Here is an 18646-nt window from a genome sequence, read left to right on the forward strand (position 1 = left end):
CATGTTCGACGTCTTCGCCAACCTCGTCGTCTACCGCTGGCTCGGCCTCGCGCCCGACTCCCACGCCGCCGCCGCGCTGCACTTCTTCGTCATGGACACCGCCAAGATCTTCGTGCTCCTGGTGGCGGTCATCTACGCCATGGGCCTGCTGCGGGCGATGCTCTCCCCGGAGCGGGTGCGCGAGTACGTGCGCGGCCGGCCCGCCTGGCTGGCCCGCGGGCTGGCGGTCACCCTGGGCGCGGTCACCCCGTTCTGCTCCTGCTCCTCGGTGCCCCTGTTCATCGGCTTCGTGGAGGCGGGGATCCCGCTGGGGGTCACCTTCTCCTTCCTCATCGCCAGCCCCATGATCAACGAGGTGGCCGCGGTGCTGCTGGTGGGCATCCTCGGCTGGAAGCTGGCCGCCCTCTACGTGGGCGCCGGGCTGACGGTGGCCTGGTTCGGCGGCATCGCCATGCAGCGCTTCCGCCCCGAGCGCTGGGTGGAGGCCTACGTCTGGAACATCCACCTGGGCGAGGCGGCCCGGGCCGAGCCTGACACCTCGCTGGCCGGCCGCCACCGCTACGCCCTGGCCGAGGTGCGGGAGATCGTCGGCCGCATCTGGAAGTGGGTGGTGGCCGGGATCGCCCTGGGCGCCCTGTTCCACGGCTTCGTGCCTGCCGACTGGGTGACCACCCACCTGGGCGGCGAGGGCAACTGGCTCGCCGTGCCCGCCGCGGTGCTGATGGGCATCCCCCTCTACTCCAACGCCACCGGCGTCATCCCGGTGGCCGAGGCGATGCTCACCAAGGGCGTGGCGGTGGGCACCACCCTCGCCTTCATGATGAGCATCGCCGCCCTGTCGCTGCCGGAGATGCTGATCCTGCGCAAGGTCGTCAAGTGGCCGGCCCTGGCGCTGTTCGCCGGCGTGCTGGCCGTGGCCTTCATCCTGGTGGGGTGGGGCTTCAACCTGCTGACCTGAAGCGCAACGGGTGACCGCAACATGAACCAGACCGAGAACCGAATCTACAACGTCCTGTTCCTCTGCACCGGCAACTCCGCCCGCAGCATCATGGCCGAGTCGCTCATCAACCACTGGGGACAGGGACAATTCCGGGGCTTCAGCGCCGGCAGCCATCCCACCGGCCAGGTGAATCCGCTGGCGCTGGAACTGCTCGAGCGGCTCGACCTGCCCGCCGGAGAGGCGCGCAGCAAGGACTGGGCGGAGTTCGCCGCCGACGGCGCCCCGTCCATGGACTTCGTCTTCACCGTCTGCGACAAGGCGGCGGCGGAGACCTGCCCGGCCTGGCCCGGCCAGCCCATGACCGCCCACTGGGGCGTGCCCGACCCCGCCGCCGCGGAGGGCGACGAGGTGACCCGCATGCAGGCCTTCCGCCAGGCCCTGAGCGCCCTGGAGCACCGCATCCGGGCCTTCGTCAACCTGCCCCTCGCCTCCCTCGACAGGCTGCGCCTGCAGGAGCGGCTGGAGGAGATCGGGCGGAGCTGAGCACCCGCTTCAACAGGATAGGAACCGCAAGGAGAAACGGCATGAAAGAGATCAAGGTACTCGGCGGCGGCTGCCGCAACTGCAAGACCACCGCCGCCCTCATCGAGGAGGTGGCGAAGGCCCGCAACGTGGCGATCCGGCTGGAGAAGGTGGAGGAGATGGCCGACATCATGTCCTACGGGGTCATGTCCACCCCGGGCGTGGTCATCGACGGCACGGTGGTGCACGCCGGCGGCGTGCCCGACCGGAAGAAGGTGGAAAGCTGGCTCTGAGCCCGGGCCCGGCGGCGACTTCAGCCCGGCCTGCGGAAACGGCCGGGCGGCCGGGGCCGAACCGGCGTCACTCCTCGTCCCGCTGCAGGTCGTGCTTGCGCATCTTCTCCCACAGGTTCTTGCGGCTGATGCCGAGCGCGGCGGCGGAGTCGGCGATGCGCCACTCGTGGCTCTCCAGCGTCTCCTCGATGAGCCGCCGCTCGCACTGCTCCAGGTAGGTCCTGAGGTCCTCGGCCGATCCGGCCGCCTCGGCGCCGCCTTCACCCTCCGCGGTCCAGGGGGCCGCTCCCAGCTCCAGCGGCCCGAGCAGGTCCCCCTCGCCGAGGATGCAGCCGCGGTCGATGGCATGGCGCAACTCGCGCAGGTTGCCCGGCCAGGGCTGCTCCTGCAGGAAGCGTTCGCCCGCCGGCCCCAGCAGGTGCCGCACGCCGTGAGCCTGGTTGTACTCCTCGACGAACCGGTGGGCGAACCAGGCGATGTCCTCGCGCCGCTCCCGCAGGGGCGGCAGCGGCACGTGGATGACGTTGATGCGGTAGAAGAGGTCTTCGCGGAAGCTCCCCTCCTCCACCATCTTCCTGAGGTCCCGGTTGGTGGCGCAGACCAGGCGGACGTTGACCCGGACCGGCCGCTCGCTGCCCAGCCGCATCACGGTGCGCTCCTGGATGGCCCGCAGCAGCTTCGCCTGCATCGCCGGCGGCATCTCCCCCACCTCGTCCAGGAACAGGGTCCCGCCGTCGGCGCGCTCGAACACGCCGCGATGGGTCCGCACCGCGCCGGTGAAGGCGCCGCGCTCGTAGCCGAACAGCTCCGCCTCCAGCAGGTGCTCCGGCAGGGCCGCGCAGTTCACGGCCACGAACGGCGTGCGGCCCTGCGGATCGGCGGAGTCGTGCAGATAGCGCGCCGCGTACTCCTTGCCCACCCCCGACTCGCCGGTAATCAGCACGCCCACCGTGTGGCCGGCGACCCGGGCCAGCAGGTCCTGGACCCGGCGCATGGGCGGCGATATGCCCAGCACCGGCACCAGCACTTCCGCCCCGCCGCCGAACAGCGCCGGCGCCAGCGCCCGCAGGCGGTCGAGCAGCTCGTCGAGGTCGAAGGGCTTGGTGAGGTAGTCGCGGGCGCCCAGCTTCAGCAGCCGCACCGCCTGGTCGATGGTGCCGTAGCCGGTAATGAACAGGATGGGCGGCGGCGCCTGACAGCGCTCCAGCAGCGCCTGGTAGAGCCCCTCGCCGCTCATGTCCGGCAGCCGGATATCGCTCAGCACCAGCGCGTAGCCCTGGCCCTCCACGGCGGCCAGCGCGGCGCCGGCCTCGCGATACCAGTCGCAGGCGATCCCCTCCAGGGCGAAGCGGTGCATGAGGGACTCCCCCATGATGGGGTCGTCCTCCACCAGGCAGAGGCGGGGCTGGGCGCGGCCGTTCATGCGGCCAGCTCCTGCCCCACCGGCAGCAGGACGGTGAAGCGGGTGCGCCCCGCCTGGCTCTCCACGTCGATCCGGCCCTGCAGCTGCTGGATGATCTGGTAGGTCACCCACAGGCCGAGGCCGTGGCCGGCGGGGTTGTGGTGCACGAACGGCTCGAACAGGTGGCGCAGGCGCTCGGCCGGAATGGTCTCGCCCTCGTTGTCCACCTCGATGGCGAGCCGCCCCTCGCCGGGGTGGATCCGGCAGTGCACGGCCCCGCCCGCGGGCGTGGCCTGCACCGCGTTCAGGGACAGGTTGATGAGCACCTGGCGCACCGGGCTGGCCGGCACCGGCAGCGGCGCGGTGAGGCCGTTCTCGAGGCTGAGGCGCACGGCGCGCTTCTGGGCATCCGGGCGCAGCAGGGTGGCCACGTCGTCCACGTCCTGGGGGGTCAGGTCGTGGCTGCTCGCCCGGGCCTCCACCAGCAGGGCGGAGACGGTGTCGCGGATCTGCTGCAGGCCCCGCTCCAGCAGGTCGAAGGTCTTCTCCGCGACCGGATCGGCGCTGCCGTGCCGCCGGTAGGTGCTGATGGCGTTGAGCATCCCCCCCAGGGGATTGTTGATCTCGTGGGCCACCCCGGCGGCGAGCCGGCCCACCGCCGCCAGCCGCTCGGCCGCCACCATCTGCGTCTCCAGCCGCTGCTTCTGCTCCAGCTCGTGGAGCATCTGGTGGAAACGCACCCCCAGCTGCCCGATCTCGTCGCTGCCCTCGTGCAGGGTGCACTGGATCTGCTCCAGCGGCTGACGCCCCACCCGGCCGAGGCAGTTGGCCAGCTGGATCAGCGGCCGCACCATGCGATCGCCCAGGTACCAGCCGATGGGCAGCAGCACCGCCATCAGGATCAGCGCCGACCAGCCGACGCGGGTGAGAATGCCGTGGAAACGGGGCAGGAACAGGGTCCGGGCGTAGCCGATGACCAGTGTGCCCATGGCCACGCCGTCGTCGAGCATCGGCAGCACCACGTAGATGCGCTCGTTCTCCGACTGGTCCACGGCATAGGGCTCCAGGGTCCGCCCCTGCCGGACGGCATGTTCCACCCGGGCCAGCTCGGGGCCCTGGCCGCGCAACTCGCTCAGCACCGGGTACTGGTTCGGCTGGCTCGAGACGTAGATGCGCTGGTCCCTGTCCAGGACCAGGAACAGGCGCTCGCCGCGCTCGTCCCCCGGCGTGCGCGCCGCCTGCAGCAGCTGGTAGGCCTGCCACAGGTCATCGTGCTTGATCGCCGCCGGCAGCGAGTTGGAGAGCACGGTGCCCACCTCCACGGCGTTGCGGAACAGATCGCGGCGCAGATCCTCGGCGGCCCGCCAGGTGAGCGCCAGTGCCACCACCAGGCCGGTCAGCAGGATGGCGAGGCTGAGGCTCAGCGGCACCCGTATCCGGTAGCTCAGGTTGCGGAACGCCACCTCACTCCTCCCCGAACCGGTCCATGGCCGCGGCAATGCCGGCGAACAGCCCCTCCTCGCCCGGGCTGAAGCCGTCCAGGTTGAGCCGCTGCAGCAGGCGCCGGCCCTCGGGATCCGCCGGCATCTCCAGCAGCACGCCCTGCAGCCGGCGGAACCGCTCGCGGTCGAGATCGGCCCGCGCCACCAGGGGCGGGAAACCGAACGGCTGCGATGTCCACGCCACCCGGGTGGCCCCGGTGAGCTCCGGGTGGGTGTGGCTGAGGGTCTCCCAGACATAGCCGTCCACCGCGCCGGCCTGGGCCACGCCGTCGGCCACCGCGCTCACCACGTCGCGATGGGACCAGGTGAAGAAGGTGCGGGCGAAGAAACGGCGGGGATCGTAGCCCTGGCGGCGCAACTCGACCCGCGGCACCAGGAAGCCGGAGTTGGAGTCGGGATCCGAATAGGCGAACACCCGCCCCTTCAGATCGGCCACCGACCGGGTCTCGACATCGGCCGCCGGGACGATGAGATAGGAGCGGTACAGGGGCTCGCCCTCGAACAGGGGCACGGCCAGGAGGCGCAGCGCGTCACGGTGGCGCACGAAGGGATAGCCGCAGATCCAGGCCGCGTCGAGCTGCCCGGTGAGCAGCAGCTCGGTGATCTCCCGGTAGGTCTGGCGCTGGAGGAAGTCCACGGGGTGATCGAGGTGGCGCTCGAGGTACTCCTCCCAGTCGCGCAGGAAGGAGGTCTGGTTGTCCAGGAACACCGGCGTCAGGCCGACGCGATAGGGGCCAGCGCTCTCGCGGGACTCGGCGACACCGCTCACCGCCAGGGCGAGGGCGGCCAGGAGAACGGCTATCGTGTTCAGCAGGACACGCACGGGATTCACGCTCACTCAGTGTGCTGTTCCACCAGCGCCAGCTCGAGCCGGTCCAGCAGCACCTGGCGCGGATCGGCGGGCTCCAGCGGACCGGGCCGGAAACGGTAGACGAGCTCCGCCCGGAGCCGGACCGAACCACCCCGCTGCGGCCGGGGAAATTCCAGCATAACACCCCCGCCCGGCGGTATCGTAGCCTCGCGCCAGCGCCCGTCCGGGAGGTGTTCCCAGCCGAAGCGCACCTGCTCGCTCCAGGCGACCCGGCCATCCCCCTTCAGCCCCGTCACCCGCAGCCACACCGCGCGCCCCGTGGTCCCGCCGGGCAGCGCATGGCCGGCCCGGTGGCGCACCTGGATCACGGCGACCGGTCCGCCGGGCTCCCGGCGCACCAGCATGCGCAGCCGCGCCACGCCCGCCAGGAATCCCGGGCGCGACGGGCCCCGGAAATCGTGGCCGGCGCGTTCCCCCGGCAGATGGCAGTCCAGGCAGTCCTCCCCCCGCAGCGGCGCCGGGCCGGCAAGGTAGCGGCGCACCGTGCTCTCCCCCGGCGCGTCGTGACAGCGGGCGCAGCCCCCGGGAACGGCCACCGCGGGATAGGGATGGCCGCCGTCGCCATGGCAGTCGGTGCAGGCGAGGCCGGCCCCGCCGCCGGGCGCATGGCAGTCGAGGCAGCGGGCGGGATTGTCCGCAGCGGCGAGCTCGCCGATAAAATCGGGGCTCCCGGCGGCATGGGCCATGGCCGTCTGCGCGAACTGCGCGCCGGCCAGCGGGTGGCACGCCCGGCAGCCTGCGTCCCCGTGGGCGGCGGCCGGCGCAGCGGGTGCGGAGAGCAGCAGGGCCAGCACCGCCACCGCAGGGGAGAGGCCGCCAGGGGCATTCATTCGAACACCTGGGCCGGCTCGTTCATCTCGCACAGGCCGCGGGGGATGACGAACGGCACCGTGCCCGGACGCACGTAGCGCGTCCCGAATTCCAGCGGCAGGCCCGCCTCCCGCCAGGCGTCCATGCCGCCCTGCAGCCGGTAGACCTCATGCCCGGCCGCGGCCAGACGCGCCTGCCAGCCGGGCAGGGCGTCGCTGGCGCCGGCTATCAGCACCACCGCCCCGCCGCGGCCGTCAGGGGTGAAGCCCGCCGCGTCCCGGCCGGCGTCGAGGGCGCCGGGAACCGTGCCCGCCCGATAGGCCTCCCCGCCGCGCACATCGAGCACCAGGGGCGGATCCGCCTGCGCCAGCCATTCGGCCAGCGCCCCGGGGGCGAGCGGCGGCGGCCGCTCGCCCCCGCCCGCCGCGGCGACGACCAATACCAGCAGCAATGGGGCCAGGAACCGCCCGTCAGCCATGGACCGCGGGCGGCTCCTCACCTCGTCCGGCGGCGAAGCGTACCGGCGTGCCCGTCTCGGCGCCGCTGGCCAGGGCCAGGCGCAGCCGCTCGCCGCCGCAGGCGCCGCAGAGCCCGGCCGCGACCGCCACCGCCGCCACGCCGCCCTCCCGGGCCAGGTTGACCAGGTGGCGCTCGTCGGTGCCGCCGCCGGAGAGCCAGAGACGGCCCCGGAAATCCTCCCCGGCCTGCTCGACCAGCTCCAGGTCGAAGCCGCGCGCCCGCTGCTCGGCCAGCCGGCTGTGCAGCCACAGGGTTTCGAAGCCGAGACTCCGCGCCCGTTCCAGCGCCTGCCCCAGGGCCAGGCCGCCGGGCGCGGTGCGGTAGCCGTGCACGGTCGCGGTGTCCGGCACGTAGAAGCTGAATCCCTCTTCGTTGTAGCGGCGGGGAAAGTCGTAGCGCACCTCCGGGCGGTAGGCCGTCAGGCGCGGCACCCAGGCCAGTTCCGGGAACTGCTCGCGCAGGCGGGCCACCTCCTCGACCCCGCCGTCGGCCACCCACACGAGATCGGGACGCTCGCGCCACGCGGGCAGGGCCTCGGGGTCGGCTCCGCACAGCACGGCCACCGGCGCCGGCCAGGCGTCCGGCGGCGCCGGCGCCCCCGCCGCGGTCACCACCAGGCCGTCGGTACCGGCCAGCCGCTCCGCCGACACCGGTGCCGCCGCGTCCCAGTTCACCCACAGTCGAATCCCGTCCATCGTCGTGCCTCCGTAAATCCGTCAGTCCAGCAGCTGTTCCCAGAACGCCGCGTGCGCCTCCCGCCCGCCGGCCTCCGGGCTCCGGTCGAGGGCGCGCCGCTCCAGTTCCACCGCCGCCCGCAGCCGCTCCGCCATGGCGATGAACGCCTGCGCCGCGGCGGCCTCCGGCTGTGCCGCCACCAGCGGGGTGCCGCCGTCGGCCAGCGCCTGGCCGGCGGGATCCAGGGGAACGGAACCCAGGTAGGAAACGTGCCGCCGCGCCGCCAGGTCGCGCACGCCGCCCTCGGGAAACAGGGGCTGGTGCTCGCCGCAGCAGGGGCAGACATAGTGGCTCATGTTCTCCACCAGCCCGAACACCGGAATGTCCAGCTCGTGGAACAGGGCGATGCCCCGCTCGGCGTCGGCCAGGGCCAGCCGCTGGGGCGTGGTGACCAGCAGCGCGCCGCTGACCGGCACCTGCTCCAGCAGGGTGAGCTGCACGTCGCCGGTGCCGGGCGGCAGGTCCACCAGCAACAGGTCGAGGTCCGGCCAGGCCACCTCGTGGAACAGCTGCAGCAGGGCCTGGGCCACCAGCGGGCCCTTCCAGGCCAGGGCCGCCTCCGGGGGCAGGATGTTGGCCACCGACACGGCGTGGACGCCGTGGGCCAGGGCCGGCACGGTGCGCCCGTCCTCCCCGTGCGCCAGTCCCGCCCCGGTGCCCAGCAGCCTCGCCACCGAGGGACCGTAGAGATCCGCATCCGCCACGCCCACCCGCAGTCCCTGCGCGGCCAGGGCGCAGGCCAGGTTGACGGTGACCGTGGACTTGCCCACGCCGCCCTTGCCGCTGCCCACCAGCACCACGTCGCGGACGCCGGGAACCGGGCTCTGCGGTTCGGCATACCAGGGGTCTTCCGCACGCCGCGCCGCGGCGGCGCTCACCACCGGGACGGGAAAGGGTTTCTTCAGGTCCATGACTGCCGCGCCTCCTGCCGCAGGCCGATCCGCCCCGCCAGGGAACGGGCCAGGCCGGTGAAAATCCGCGCCGGCAGGGAGTCGGGCTCCCCCACCACCACCGGCACGCCCGCGTCGCCCGATGCCGCCAGGGCCGGCAGGAAGGGCAGGCGCGCCAGCAGCGGCACCCCCACCTCCGCGGCCAATCCCGCGCCGCCGTCGCTGCCGAACACCTTCCCCACCGCGCCGCAGCGCCGGCAGGTCAGAGCGGCCAGGTTCTCCACCACCCCCAGGCAGGGCACCGCGAGATCGGCGAACATCTCCATGCCGCGGCGCACGTCGTCCACCGACAGCTGCCCCGGGGCGGTGACGGTGACGACGCCGGCGAGCACCACCTGACGGGCGGCGGCGAGGTGCACGTCCGAGGTGCCGGGCGGCAGATCCACCAGCAGCACGTCCAGCCCGCCCCAGTCCACGTCGGTGAACAGCTGCGGCAGCCCCTGATCCACCAGCGAGCCGCGCCAGATGAGCGCCTGGCCCTCGGGCAGCAGGAAGCCCAGCGACATCACCCGCACGCCATGGGCCACCAGCGGGCGGATGCGCAGACCGTCCGCGGTGGTCTCGGCGCGGCCGGAGAGCCCCAGCAGGGTGGGTGCGGAGGGGCCGTAGACATCGGCATCGAGCAATCCCACCCGGTAGCCGGCCGCCGCCAGGGCGCAGGCCAGGTTGACCGCCACGGTGGATTTGCCCACCCCGCCCTTGCCGCTGTGGACCGCCACCACCCGGGCGATGTCCGGCAGCTCCGGGCGCTGGGCCACGGAGCGGGGCCGCGGTTTCACCACCACCCGCTCCACCCCCGGCAGCGCCTCCACCAGGGGCGTGAGGAATTCCGCCAGCGGCTCCTGCTCCCCGGCGGGAATCCGGTCCGGGTCGATCAGCACCCGGACCGCGCCGCCGGTGGCCACCACGGCGTAGACCGCGCCGCTGCCGACGATGTCCGGCCCGTCGGGCGCCGTGACCACCGTCCGGAGGGTTTCCAGAACCTGCTCCTCGAGTGTCTCCGCCTGCAGGGCGGCGTTCATGGACATGGCAGCTCCTCGCTCAGGTAGCGCTTGATGATGGCGGCTTCCGCCCCATCGATGACCGCCGCCGCTCCGTGCAGCCGGCGCATGGTGTCGACGATGGCCGGTCGCAGGGCCGGCGCGAACCCGCACACCCGCTCGGCGCGCAGCTCGTGGCAGGCGGAGCAGCGGGCCCGGAACAGCGCCTCCGGGGTGTGCGGCTGGCCCCGCCACCAGAGCACGGCGGCTCCGGACAGCGCCAGCACGATGGCCGGCACCATCACCCGCCTACTCGCCCAGCATCGCCAGCCATTCCGCATCCAGCTCCTGCTCGTTCCGGCAGGTGGGGCACGCCGTCTCCGCCTCCTCCGCCGGCTGGAACGGCTGGCCGCAGCAGCCGCAGCGCCGGGCCTGCCGGAACAGCAGCCGGGTGCGCGGCGCCGAGACCTCGGCGGCCGTCCGGGCCGGGCGCGACACCACCGCCTGCTCGGGGCAGATGCGCTCGCACAGCCGGCAGTCGGTGCACAGGGCCGCAGCGAAGCTGATGGCGACCCCCTCCGGCTCCTCATGGGCGCGCAGGGCCCCGGTGGGGCAGCGCCGCCCGCAGGCGAGGCAGGCGCTGCAGGACTCCGCCAGGGTGCGCAGCGACCAGGGCGGCAGCGCCTCCGCCGCCCAGGGAATCCGCTCCACCCGCTCCGCCGCCACCGCCTGGTAGGCAGCCGGGCGCTGCAGCTCCTCACCGCCCTGGTGGAAGGGCAGTTCCGTCCCCTCTTCGGTATCGGCCGGAACCATCCAGCCCGCCACGTTGTCGACGATCCGCGCGCCGGTCAGGCGCAGGAAATTGCGCCGGTTCAGGCGGGCCTGGTCGGCCCGCTGGCGCTCGCCCCCGCCCCGCTCATGCTCCCGCGCCGGCGCCACCCGCGGCGCCCGCTCCCCGAGCCACTCCTCCAGCCGCGCCTGCTCACGGGCGACACAGCCCGCCCCGTCGCCGCGGTCACACTGCCCGCAGCGCTCCAGGCCGTGCAGCAGGATCTGCCCGACGCCCTCCGCCGCGGCCGCCGCCAGCAGCCGGGCGTCCAGGACCTGGTGGCAGGGAATGACCACCCCGCCGTCCCTGCTGCGGCTTTCGCGGCAGTGTAGGTGAACCGTCGCCTGCCCCCGCACCAGCTCCAGCAGCCGGCGGGGGGAGAAGCCCGACATCCGCAGCACCCCCGCCGGACAGGCAGGCAGGCAGGCGCCGCAGCCGGTACAGGCCGAATCGGCCAGGTCGACGGCGTCCGGGGTGAGTGCGAGCGCCTGCGCCGGACAGGCCGCGGCGCAGGCGCCGCACCACTCCCGGCGGCCGCGCAGGTTGAGGCAGAGGGGCTCGTCGATAAGCAGCATGTTGCCGCTGTAGAAACCCGCCGCCTGTTCCAGGTTCCCGGCCTTCATCGCCGCCGCCTCATCCCGCCGCCGCCTGCGGATCCGCCGCCGGCGACTCCGATTCGAGGTTGCGTCCCAGCCAGTGGGTCAGCGCGGCGGCCCCCACGATATTGCTCGCCAGCGGCACGTTGTTGAGATCGCAGGCGCGGTAGAAGGGCGTGATGTCCGGTTCGTCCAGGCGCACGTTGGCCGGATCGCGCAGGAAGATCACCGCCTTGATGGTATTGGTGGTGATGAGGCCGCAGAGCTGGATCTCGCCGCCGCGCCGGCCGGAGAAGAGGTGAGTCACCTCCAGGCCCGTTTCCGCCTCGATGGCCTCGCCCACCTCGGTGGTGGCCAGCAGCCGGTAGTGCTCGAAGATCGCCCGGCGCATCTGCAGCAGCTTGATGAGCTCCGCCAGCCTGCCTTCGTGGGCGATGAGGATCAGTGTCTTGCCGGCACCCATGGTCAGCCCCTCCAGGAACCGTCGAAACCGGGATCGAACACCTCCGCAGTCGCGGCGCTCGTCGTCCCGGGTACCGCCGCCAACTGCCGGTAGAGATGGAGGTGGCCGGCGGCAAGCCGGTGAATGGCACTCTCCACCCCGCCCTCCCGGGCCAGCGCCCGGCGCATCGACACCAGGCGCTCCGGACCCTTCACCAGCCCCATCAGCGCCGCCGCGAGGGCCGGCATGTCGTCGTGGACCACGGTCACCCCGTGCACCCCCTCCCAGAATGCCGCCCCCTGGACCCGGTCGCTGCGCAGCACCGGCAGACGGAATGCCGCGGCCAGGTCGAGCAGCGGGCTCCTGCACTGCTTCACGTAGGGCATGAGCAGCAGATCGGCCCCGGTGAACAGTCCCGCCACCGCGACCGGCTCCACGTAGTGATCGAGCACCGTCAGGCGCAGCCGCCGGCGCACCTGCTCCAGCAGCGCCGGCTCCACCCCCCGCAGCACCCCCTCGCCCGCCACCACCAGGTGCAGCGACGCCGGCCAGGAGCGCCCCGCCAGCAGGCCGAGCAGGCCGTCCAGGCCCTTGCGGCTGCAGCCGTGGCCGAAGAACAGCAGCCGCAGCTCCGCCGCCTCCCGCGCCGGCAGGCCCGCCGGCTCCCGCCGCGGCATGTCGGGGTGGGCAAGCAGGTTGGGACTGCCGGGCAGCAGCACCACCCGCTCGCGGGAGGCGTCCAGCAGCTCCTCCAGGGCCCAGGCCAGGTGGCGGTCCCGCGCCACGATGCGGTCCACCTCCCCGTAGAGCAGCCGGTAGAGGGGCATCACCAGCCAGCGCCGCTCGTGGGGCAGGATGTTGTGGGGGGTGTAGACCACCCGCACGCCGCGGCGCCGGGCCCAGCGGGTAAAGGCGATGGCCGCCGGCGCGCTGCCCACCCACTGCAGGTGCACGATTTCCGGTGCAAAGGCGCGCACCGCCCGCGCCAGGCAGCGCCAGCCGCGCCAGCCCGAGGCCAGGCAGGCGGCCTTGGGGAAGGGCATCTCCCAGGCCGCCAGCTCATCCCGATCGCCGGTGAGCAGGCGCACCTGGTGGCCGGCCTGGTGCAGGCCCAGGGCCAGCGCGTGGGCGTAATGGCACAGGAAGCCGCGCCCCGATGCCTCCGCCAGCAGGATGCGCATGGCCGCTCTCCTCACAGCCCCGAGGCTTTGCGGAAATCCGCGTTGTAGTCGAGCTTCTTCGGCTCGCGCCGGTTCAGCTCGGCCAGTGCCCGCAGTTGGCGGCGCTCGGCGACCGCCGCGAGATCCGTCCACAGGAGTTGCCCGCTGAAGCCGAGCAGCTGCCGGTAGAAGGGCTGCATGGCGGCAGCGGCGGCCCGCCGGCACCAGCCCGGCACCCAGGGGCCGATCTCCTCCAGCAGGAATGACTCACGCTGCTGCCGCCAGCGCGTCGCCGCGTCCGTATCCGCCCGCTCCAGGGCCTCGGCCTCGGCCCCGGCCAGCACCCCCACGAAGGCCAGCAGGGTGCCCACGTGGTCCGGAAACTCGCCGCTCTGGCGGCGCTGCCAGTCCCAGCCCGCGGCCCGGTAGGCCGCCATGGCCCGGTCGGCCGGCTCGCGGAACATGCACCCGGTCTCGAACACCGAGGCGAACGGGCTCACGCCTCCCGGCGCCACGAACAGCACCGTGTACTCCTCCGCCAGCGCCTCCAGCAGCGGCACGGCCGGGGCCTGCAGCAGCTCGGCATCCAGGGTCAGGCCGACCGCGGCCAGAGGCCCGGCGAGGGTGCCCCGCAGCAGTCCCAGCAGCGCCTCGTCCACCTCCTCCTCCAGGCAGCGGCCCACCAGCCCATAGAGCGCGGCCTGGGCCCGGCACTCGGCCAGCCGCTCCTCCTCCCCGGCCCCGGAGGGCCGGGTCTTCCGCACCGTCTGTGTCCGGGTCATCGCTTCACTCCTCACTCCTCACTCCTCCCGCCTCACCCTTCACCCCTCACAATCCACTCAGTGGCTGCCGCCATGCAGCTCGGGCCTGGGAAGGTTGTCCCAGTCCACATCCACCTCCTGGTGGTTGGCCCGGTGCAGGTCGCCGGTGTAGGCGTAGCGCAGGGTCTCCTCGTAGTCCTTCAGGGACTGCTCCACGCTGGCCTTCACGTCGCCGTACTGATCGCCCGCCTCGGCCTTGCTCACGCTCACCACCGTGTCGAACCAGCCCTGGGAGCCGCCGATGGGGTCCACCGCCAGGCGGATGATGGGGTTCGGGTGAACCCCCTTGTCGTTCCACCAGACGTTGTTGGTGATGTCCGGGTCACCGCCCTGGGCCCACTCGGCGGCCTGCTCCCGGTTCCTGAGCTGGGCCAGCCGGCCGTAGGCGGCGTGGCCGCAGGCGGTGGAGACGGCGATGACCTCGGGATGGATGCCCTCGGTCACGTGGGCGCGGGTGACGAGGTAGCCCAGCGGCGAGGTGATGCGGATCAGATCCCCGTCGCCGATGCCCCTTGCCGCCGCGGCCTTCGGCCCGATCCAGGCCGGGTTCTTGTGATAGAGCTCGGCCAGGTACTTGATGGAGGCGGTGCGGCTCTGGGTGTGCACGTTCACCTTGTAGGTGACCAGCACCATCTCGCTCGGCTTCTTGTCGCGGGAGGGCAGCCGCTTGTAGACCGGCAGCGGGTTGAAGCCGTACTTCCTGAACCCCTCCTTGTAGATCTCGATGCGCCGCGAGGGGGTGCCGAAGCCCACGCAGTTGCGCCCGTTCACCTGCACGCCGATGGCGTGCCCGTCCTTGCGGATGGTGCCGTCGGCGTCCACCTCGGCGGCGGCCATCTCCGCGGGCGAGAGCTCCTTGGTGTGGAGGCCGTACTCCGGCTCCACCTCGTCGCCGTTCTTGTCCACGATGCGGGCCGTACCGGGGTCCACCTTGCCGTAGACGGGCCACACCCCCTTGGCCTTCATGTAATCCCAGCCGCCCGCCTCCTTCAGGCCGGGGATGTTGTCGAGGTGGGCGCGCATCCACGCCTCCACCGTCTCGAAGGCGAAGTACCTGCGCACGCCGAGGTCCCCGTCCGGGTCCACCTTGCGGGCCACGTCGATGAGCGTCTGGCGGAACTCCTGGGTCCCGCCGAGGGGCTTCACCACCGGCTGGCGGATGGAGAGGCAGGGATAGAGGCCGCTCGGCATCGACTCCGGATCGTGGCGCTCCAGGTAGGTGACATCCGGGATGATCAAATCGGAGAGCTCGGTGGTCTCGGACATGTAGGGGCTGAAGGAGACCAGGAAGGGCACCTGCGACTCGTCGCTCAGGAAGTGCTTCCAGACATGGCTGGAGGGGTAGGTGTAGACCGGATTGTCGTAGTAGGTCATCCACACCGACACCTTCGCCTCGCCCTTCATGATCATGTAGGGGGCGTGGGTGGAGACGTGGTGGGAGGCCAGCGGGTAGTCCGGCGGGGCGGCGATGTTGCTGGCCGCCTCCGGCTGCGGCGGCACCGGCTCGGGCTGCGGCCAGCCCATGCCCCGCGGCAGGCAGTAGCCGCCGCGCTTCTCCACGTTGCCGGTGATGACGTTGAGCATGTGGATGGCCGCCTCCTGGTAGGCGCCCCAGAGATGCTTGCAGGGCCCGCGGTAGGAGAAGGTGGTGGCCGGCTTGGTGGTGGCGAACTCGCGGGCGATGCGGCGGATGGCGGCGGCCGGCACGCCCGACTCCTCCTCGGCGAACTCCGGCGTGTAGGGCTTCAGGTGCGCGATGAGCTCGGCCGCCGAGACGTTGGTCCAGTGCTCGACGAAGTCGGCGTCATGGAGCCCCTCGTTCATGATCACATGGGCCATGGCCAGCGCGATGGCCGCGTCGGTGCCCGGGTAGGGGTAGAAGGCCTCGTCGGCGAAGCCCGAGGTGTTGGACATGCGCACGTCGAAGCTGACCAGCTTGGCCTTGTTGCCCACCACGCCGTCCACCAGGCGCTGGGCGTTGGGATTCATGAAATAGGCGGTCTCCAGGATGTTGGAGCCGAAGTTGAGGATGTACTTGGTGTTGGCCCAGTCGCAGGACTCGATGTCCGGCCCCCAGGAGGGCTCCAGCCCCACCTTCTTGGAGGACTCGCAGATGTTGGTGTGGTTGAGCATGGCGCTGGAGCCGAGCGCGTGCATGAAGCGCTTCACCGCGCCGCCGGTGCGGTTGCGGCCCCACTTGAAGACGATCTCGTTGCGGATGGCCGGGTCGTGCTCGCGCTCGGCCCGCTCGATCACCTCGCGCAGCTTCTGCCCCAGCAGGGTGGTGGCCTCGTCGTAGGAGATGCGCTTCCACTTGCCCTCGCCGCGTTTCCCGGTGCGCAGCAGCGGGGTCATGATGCGGTCCGGATCGTAGACGTGGAGGAAGCCCGAGTTGCCCTTGGCGCACAGCTTGCCGCGGGTGTTGGGGTGGTCCATGTTGCCCTCGAGCTTGACGATGCGGCCGTTCTCCACGTAGGCCACGCCGCCGTCCTCGATGTTGCACGCCAGGCAGGTGTAGGGCACCGCCTGGCGCTCGGCGCCGGTGGTGGCCGAGAAATCCTGTCCGCCGAGGGACTGCTCCATGGCCACGAGCCGGCGGCTGCCCAGGGCGAAGGTGCCTGCCGCCGCGCCGACGGCCGTGCCGAGCTTGATGAAGTCACGGCGGTTGATGTGTCCGAAGTCACTCATGGTCGTCTCTCCCCGAACCTGGAATCAGTAGTAGATCTGGGTCAGCTGGCCGGCGTGGATGAACACCGCGCGGAAGGTGTAGGCCCCCACCGCCGCCAGCACCGCCGCCAGGGTGAGCAGGGCCGGGTTGCGACCCAGCCGTGGCGTCGCCACGATGGCGAGCGGCGCCAGGATCCCCACCACGAAGGTCAGCCCCCAGTACTCCAGTCCGAAGCTGGTGTTGATAATCTGCCACGCCTGCTGCTGCTCCTCCGACCCGTACATCAGCACCACCCACTCGGCGAGGAACAGCGCCAGGGTCACCGCCAGCGCCAGGTAGAGGAAGGCGTGCAGGAACTCCACGGTCTGCGCGTTCATCTGCCCGCGCGCGAGCTGCACCACCGCCACCACCGCCGTGCCCGAGCTGATGGAGAGGATCACGAACAGCAGCGGAATGGTGGGATTGCTCCACAGTTCGCGGGCCTGGTTGACCATCAGGTCGAGGCCCGTGTAGAGAGGCATGGAGAGCGCCAGCAGGGCGCCCAGGATGCCGGTCAGGCGCATCAGCCCCGCCTGGTTCTTCAGCAATCCGTACAGGAAGCCGAGGATGCAGACGCCGAACAGGGGCAGGAACAGCGAGCCCCAGGACAGCGGCGAGGTCCAGTGGAAGTGGATGATGGGGTAGAGGAAGCGCCCCGGCTGGCCGAGATCCATGATCAGCAGCGGTCCGCAGACGGCGAGCAGAACGAGGCTGATCACCATCCCCAGCCGCTGGAACGGCTCCATGGAACGGGCCACACCGCCGAAGACATTGCCGAACACCGCCGGCGCCGCCGCATAGACGAACACCATGGCCGCGGTGCCGATCAGAAAGAAGTAGACGGGAATCTCGTGCCCCCAGGGGGCGATGTTGTATTCCATGAACTCGAACATGGAGAACCCTCCTCAGAGCACGCCGGAGAAGAACTTGCTGCCGCGGTTGTGGCGGTAGAAGGCTTCCGCGTCGGACCGCGCCGCATAGGACTCCGGCGCACTGAAGACCTGCTCGGTCATCACCCGCTCCGGCTTGATGTAGTAGACCTGGGGCGCGGTGCCCTTCTCGGGCTTGAGCACCACCACCTGGTGCTGGGCGACCAGGCGCGATACCTCGCTGTCGGGATCGTTGAGATCGCCGAAGATGCGCGAGCGGCCGAGGCAGGTCTGCACGCAGGCGGGCAGCAGCCCCTCCTCCACCCGGTGCTGGCAGAAGGTGCACTTGTCCACCACGCCGCCGATCTTCACCCGGTCCCGGTTGCCCGGCAGCACGTGACGGGCGTTGTAGGGGCAGGCGGCGATGCAGGTACGGCAGGCGATGCAGCGCTCGTAGCGCTGCAGCACGAAGCCGTCCTCGTGCTTGTAGGTGGCCTCGGTGGGGCAGTTGCGCACGCACGGCGGGTTGTCGCAGTGGTTGCACAGCCGCGGCATGAAGTGGCGCTTGGTGTTGGGGAAACGCCCCGTGTCCTTCACCTTGACGATGGTGCGCCAGACTCCGAGGGGCACGTCGTATTCGGCCTTGTCGGCACAGACACAGGCCATGCAGCCGATGCAGCGTCGCAGGTCGATGACCATGGCCCAGCGCTTCTTGCCGGGCATGCCCAAGGACGGCGGCGCCTGGAGACCCACAGGCATGTCGAATCCTCCCCTGACACAGTGTTGATTAGAGATCCGGGTCGGGTGATGGCATCAGCGCCTCACCGTCCTGCCGGACCAACAGTCCCGAAGCAACCATTGCAGGGGCCGTGCCAGCAGCGGTGATTGGATGGATTTCCCTTTGTTTACGAGGGGTTTTGACCGGCCACTGAAGCCGGAAGAGTTCCCATGGCATTTGCATGGTTACCGGGGGGTAACAACCACCCGGCAACCGGGGTTACCGGATGGTGACGCCGCGACCGGGAGACGGAGTGTTGGGTGAAGGGAAACCGGCGCCGGGCTCATCAGCCGTCACCGTGAATGCGTGAGTGCGTGAGTGCGTGAGTGCGTGAATGGGTGGGTGCGTGGGTGCGTGAATGGGTGGGTGGGTGCGTGGGTACGTGGGGTCCGATTAATCCGGCCGCAGGGTGCGGGACCCCGGCGCCGTCCCGCGGATGAATCCGGACCCGCTCAGGCATCCAGCACGCAGTAGAGGCGCACCCGGCCGTCATCGAGCGCGCACACCTTGAGCCGCGGCAGCAGCACCGCCTGGACGGGAAAGCGCTGCCGATGGCGGGCCGGGTCGTACCGCTCGCCGTAGGCCACGCCGGTGATCTTCAGCTGCCGCTTGCGGTGGCGCTCGTCCAGCTCGTCCACCTCCTCCAGGGAGCCGGTGACGAAGCGCTTGAACACGTAGCCGTCCACCTCCATGCGGTAGAGCAGCTCCGAGAGCAGTCCCACCACGGTGGTGGGAATATCGAAGCCGTACCAGGCCAGGGGAATCTCCTCGCGCTCCTCCACCCCCTCCTGCTCCCACATGAACAGGCACAGGGCCGCGGCGGCGGCGTCGAACATCCCGGTGTGATCACGGGCGACGATCTCCATGCCCACGCCGCCGTTGGGGTCCTCGCTGAAGCTGTAGTTCGCCATCGCTGCTCC

Annotated in this window: 20 protein-coding genes; 3 read left to right on the forward strand and 17 right to left on the reverse strand. The window is 71.5% G+C overall.

Annotated elements, in window-relative coordinates:
- The first annotated feature begins 1 nt into the window (after nucleotide 1).
- Genes DFQ59_RS18915 through DFQ59_RS18925 form a run of 3 tightly spaced genes read left to right on the forward strand, consistent with a single transcriptional unit; the run spans nucleotide 2 to nucleotide 1755 of the window.
- Nucleotides 2–958, forward strand: coding sequence for a permease (locus tag DFQ59_RS18915; RefSeq protein WP_114281302.1), 957 nt, complete (start codon nucleotides 2–4; stop codon nucleotides 956–958).
- A 21-nt stretch (nucleotides 959–979) separates the two neighbouring features.
- Nucleotides 980–1483: an arsenate reductase ArsC gene (locus DFQ59_RS18920; protein ID WP_114281303.1), complete on the forward strand. Its 504-nt coding sequence runs from the start codon at nucleotides 980–982 to the stop codon at nucleotides 1481–1483.
- Between the two features lie 41 nt (nucleotides 1484–1524).
- Complete coding sequence (locus DFQ59_RS18925) at nucleotides 1525–1755, forward strand: thioredoxin family protein (protein ID WP_114281304.1); 231 nt, start codon at nucleotides 1525–1527, stop codon at nucleotides 1753–1755.
- A gap of 67 nt (nucleotides 1756–1822) precedes the next feature.
- On the opposite strand, the gene DFQ59_RS18930 is transcribed toward DFQ59_RS18925, so the two are convergent.
- The 17 genes from DFQ59_RS18930 to DFQ59_RS19010 form a co-directional block, all read right to left on the reverse strand.
- Nucleotides 1823–3178, reverse strand: coding sequence for a sigma-54-dependent transcriptional regulator (locus DFQ59_RS18930; protein ID WP_114281305.1), 1356 nt, complete (start codon nucleotides 3176–3178; stop codon nucleotides 1823–1825).
- Complete coding sequence (locus tag DFQ59_RS18935; RefSeq protein WP_114281306.1) at nucleotides 3175–4620, reverse strand: sensor histidine kinase; 1446 nt, start codon at nucleotides 4618–4620, stop codon at nucleotides 3175–3177. The genes DFQ59_RS18930 and DFQ59_RS18935 overlap by 4 nt, the downstream gene beginning before the upstream one ends.
- 1 nt (nucleotide 4621) lies before the next feature.
- Nucleotides 4622–5497 (reverse strand): substrate-binding domain-containing protein, encoded by an 876-nt coding sequence (locus DFQ59_RS18940; RefSeq protein ID WP_245937330.1) that lies wholly within the window; start codon nucleotides 5495–5497, stop codon nucleotides 4622–4624.
- Nucleotides 5494–6360, reverse strand: a complete 867-nt coding sequence (locus DFQ59_RS18945) for a hypothetical protein (RefSeq protein ID WP_147275292.1) — start codon at nucleotides 6358–6360, stop codon at nucleotides 5494–5496. The genes DFQ59_RS18940 and DFQ59_RS18945 overlap by 4 nt, the downstream gene beginning before the upstream one ends.
- On the reverse strand, nucleotides 6357–6818 hold the full coding sequence (locus tag DFQ59_RS18950; protein ID WP_114281308.1) for a rhodanese-like domain-containing protein: 462 nt from the start codon (nucleotides 6816–6818) through the stop codon (nucleotides 6357–6359). The genes DFQ59_RS18945 and DFQ59_RS18950 overlap by 4 nt, the downstream gene beginning before the upstream one ends.
- Nucleotides 6811–7554: a hypothetical protein gene (locus DFQ59_RS18955; RefSeq protein ID WP_114281309.1), complete on the reverse strand. Its 744-nt coding sequence runs from the start codon at nucleotides 7552–7554 to the stop codon at nucleotides 6811–6813. Before DFQ59_RS18955 ends, DFQ59_RS18950 begins: the two co-directional genes overlap by 8 nt.
- A gap of 21 nt (nucleotides 7555–7575) precedes the next feature.
- Nucleotides 7576–8505, reverse strand: a complete 930-nt coding sequence (locus DFQ59_RS18960) for a P-loop NTPase (RefSeq protein WP_114281310.1) — start codon at nucleotides 8503–8505, stop codon at nucleotides 7576–7578.
- Complete coding sequence (locus DFQ59_RS18965) at nucleotides 8496–9572, reverse strand: Mrp/NBP35 family ATP-binding protein (protein ID WP_114281311.1); 1077 nt, start codon at nucleotides 9570–9572, stop codon at nucleotides 8496–8498. The genes DFQ59_RS18960 and DFQ59_RS18965 overlap by 10 nt, the downstream gene beginning before the upstream one ends.
- Nucleotides 9563–9826, reverse strand: coding sequence for a hypothetical protein (locus DFQ59_RS18970; RefSeq protein ID WP_114281312.1), 264 nt, complete (start codon nucleotides 9824–9826; stop codon nucleotides 9563–9565). Before DFQ59_RS18970 ends, DFQ59_RS18965 begins: the two co-directional genes overlap by 10 nt.
- A gap of 7 nt (nucleotides 9827–9833) precedes the next feature.
- Nucleotides 9834–10976 (reverse strand): NADH-quinone oxidoreductase subunit I, encoded by a 1143-nt coding sequence (locus DFQ59_RS20130; RefSeq protein ID WP_114281313.1) that lies wholly within the window; start codon nucleotides 10974–10976, stop codon nucleotides 9834–9836.
- A 10-nt stretch (nucleotides 10977–10986) separates the two neighbouring features.
- The gene (locus DFQ59_RS18980; RefSeq protein ID WP_114281314.1) at nucleotides 10987–11412 is read right to left on the reverse strand and encodes a methylglyoxal synthase; all 426 of its coding nucleotides are present in this window, start codon (nucleotides 11410–11412) and stop codon (nucleotides 10987–10989) included.
- 2 nt (nucleotides 11413–11414) lie between these two features.
- Nucleotides 11415–12572 carry a glycosyltransferase gene (locus tag DFQ59_RS18985; RefSeq protein ID WP_114281315.1) on the reverse strand — a complete coding sequence of 386 codons (1158 nt, stop codon included), beginning with the start codon at nucleotides 12570–12572 and terminating at the stop codon, nucleotides 11415–11417.
- 11 nt (nucleotides 12573–12583) lie between these two features.
- A complete protein-coding gene (locus DFQ59_RS18990) occupies nucleotides 12584–13333 on the reverse strand; it encodes a TorD/DmsD family molecular chaperone (RefSeq protein ID WP_114281316.1) in 750 nt (249 codons plus the stop codon).
- A 57-nt stretch (nucleotides 13334–13390) separates the two neighbouring features.
- Nucleotides 13391–16060, reverse strand: a complete 2670-nt coding sequence (locus tag DFQ59_RS18995) for a molybdopterin-dependent oxidoreductase (RefSeq protein ID WP_114281317.1) — start codon at nucleotides 16058–16060, stop codon at nucleotides 13391–13393.
- A gap of 24 nt (nucleotides 16061–16084) precedes the next feature.
- Nucleotides 16085–16972, reverse strand: a complete 888-nt coding sequence (gene nrfD / locus DFQ59_RS19000) for an NrfD/PsrC family molybdoenzyme membrane anchor subunit (protein WP_114281318.1) — start codon at nucleotides 16970–16972, stop codon at nucleotides 16085–16087.
- A gap of 12 nt (nucleotides 16973–16984) precedes the next feature.
- Nucleotides 16985–17707, reverse strand: coding sequence for a 4Fe-4S dicluster domain-containing protein (locus DFQ59_RS19005; RefSeq protein ID WP_211315008.1), 723 nt, complete (start codon nucleotides 17705–17707; stop codon nucleotides 16985–16987).
- Between the two features lie 471 nt (nucleotides 17708–18178).
- A complete protein-coding gene (locus tag DFQ59_RS19010) occupies nucleotides 18179–18637 on the reverse strand; it encodes an archease (RefSeq protein WP_114281320.1) in 459 nt (152 codons plus the stop codon).
- Nucleotides 18638–18646 lie beyond the last annotated feature (9 nt).

The organism is Thioalbus denitrificans, from assembly GCF_003337735.1.
GTDB classification, from domain to species: Bacteria; Pseudomonadota; Gammaproteobacteria; order DSM-26407; family DSM-26407; genus Thioalbus; species Thioalbus denitrificans.

Excerpts from the sequence above, each read along its gene's own strand:
- DFQ59_RS18915 (WP_114281302.1), top strand. The coding sequence starts at position 2 with ATGTTCGACGTCTTCGCCAACCTCGTCGTCTACCGCTGGCTCGGCCTC.
- DFQ59_RS18920 (WP_114281303.1), top strand. The coding sequence starts at position 980 with ATGAACCAGACCGAGAACCGAATCTACAACGTCCTGTTCCTCTGCACC.
- DFQ59_RS18925 (WP_114281304.1), top strand. The coding sequence starts at position 1,525 with ATGAAAGAGATCAAGGTACTCGGCGGCGGCTGCCGCAACTGCAAGACC.
- DFQ59_RS18930 (WP_114281305.1), bottom strand. The coding sequence starts at position 3,178 with ATGAACGGCCGCGCCCAGCCCCGCCTCTGCCTGGTGGAGGACGACCCC.
- DFQ59_RS18945 (WP_147275292.1), bottom strand. The coding sequence starts at position 6,360 with ATGAATGCCCCTGGCGGCCTCTCCCCTGCGGTGGCGGTGCTGGCCCTG.
- DFQ59_RS18950 (WP_114281308.1), bottom strand. The coding sequence starts at position 6,818 with ATGGCTGACGGGCGGTTCCTGGCCCCATTGCTGCTGGTATTGGTCGTC.
- DFQ59_RS18955 (WP_114281309.1), bottom strand. The coding sequence starts at position 7,554 with ATGGACGGGATTCGACTGTGGGTGAACTGGGACGCGGCGGCACCGGTG.
- DFQ59_RS18960 (WP_114281310.1), bottom strand. The coding sequence starts at position 8,505 with ATGGACCTGAAGAAACCCTTTCCCGTCCCGGTGGTGAGCGCCGCCGCG.
- DFQ59_RS18965 (WP_114281311.1), bottom strand. The coding sequence starts at position 9,572 with ATGTCCATGAACGCCGCCCTGCAGGCGGAGACACTCGAGGAGCAGGTT.
- DFQ59_RS18970 (WP_114281312.1), bottom strand. The coding sequence starts at position 9,826 with ATGGTGCCGGCCATCGTGCTGGCGCTGTCCGGAGCCGCCGTGCTCTGG.
- DFQ59_RS20130 (WP_114281313.1), bottom strand. The coding sequence starts at position 10,976 with ATGAAGGCCGGGAACCTGGAACAGGCGGCGGGTTTCTACAGCGGCAAC.
- DFQ59_RS18980 (WP_114281314.1), bottom strand. The coding sequence starts at position 11,412 with ATGGGTGCCGGCAAGACACTGATCCTCATCGCCCACGAAGGCAGGCTG.
- DFQ59_RS18985 (WP_114281315.1), bottom strand. The coding sequence starts at position 12,572 with ATGCGCATCCTGCTGGCGGAGGCATCGGGGCGCGGCTTCCTGTGCCAT.
- DFQ59_RS18990 (WP_114281316.1), bottom strand. The coding sequence starts at position 13,333 with ATGACCCGGACACAGACGGTGCGGAAGACCCGGCCCTCCGGGGCCGGG.
- DFQ59_RS18995 (WP_114281317.1), bottom strand. The coding sequence starts at position 16,060 with ATGAGTGACTTCGGACACATCAACCGCCGTGACTTCATCAAGCTCGGC.
- nrfD (WP_114281318.1), bottom strand. The coding sequence starts at position 16,972 with ATGTTCGAGTTCATGGAATACAACATCGCCCCCTGGGGGCACGAGATT.
- DFQ59_RS19005 (WP_211315008.1), bottom strand. The coding sequence starts at position 17,707 with ATGCCTGTGGGTCTCCAGGCGCCGCCGTCCTTGGGCATGCCCGGCAAG.
- DFQ59_RS19010 (WP_114281320.1), bottom strand. The coding sequence starts at position 18,637 with ATGGCGAACTACAGCTTCAGCGAGGACCCCAACGGCGGCGTGGGCATG.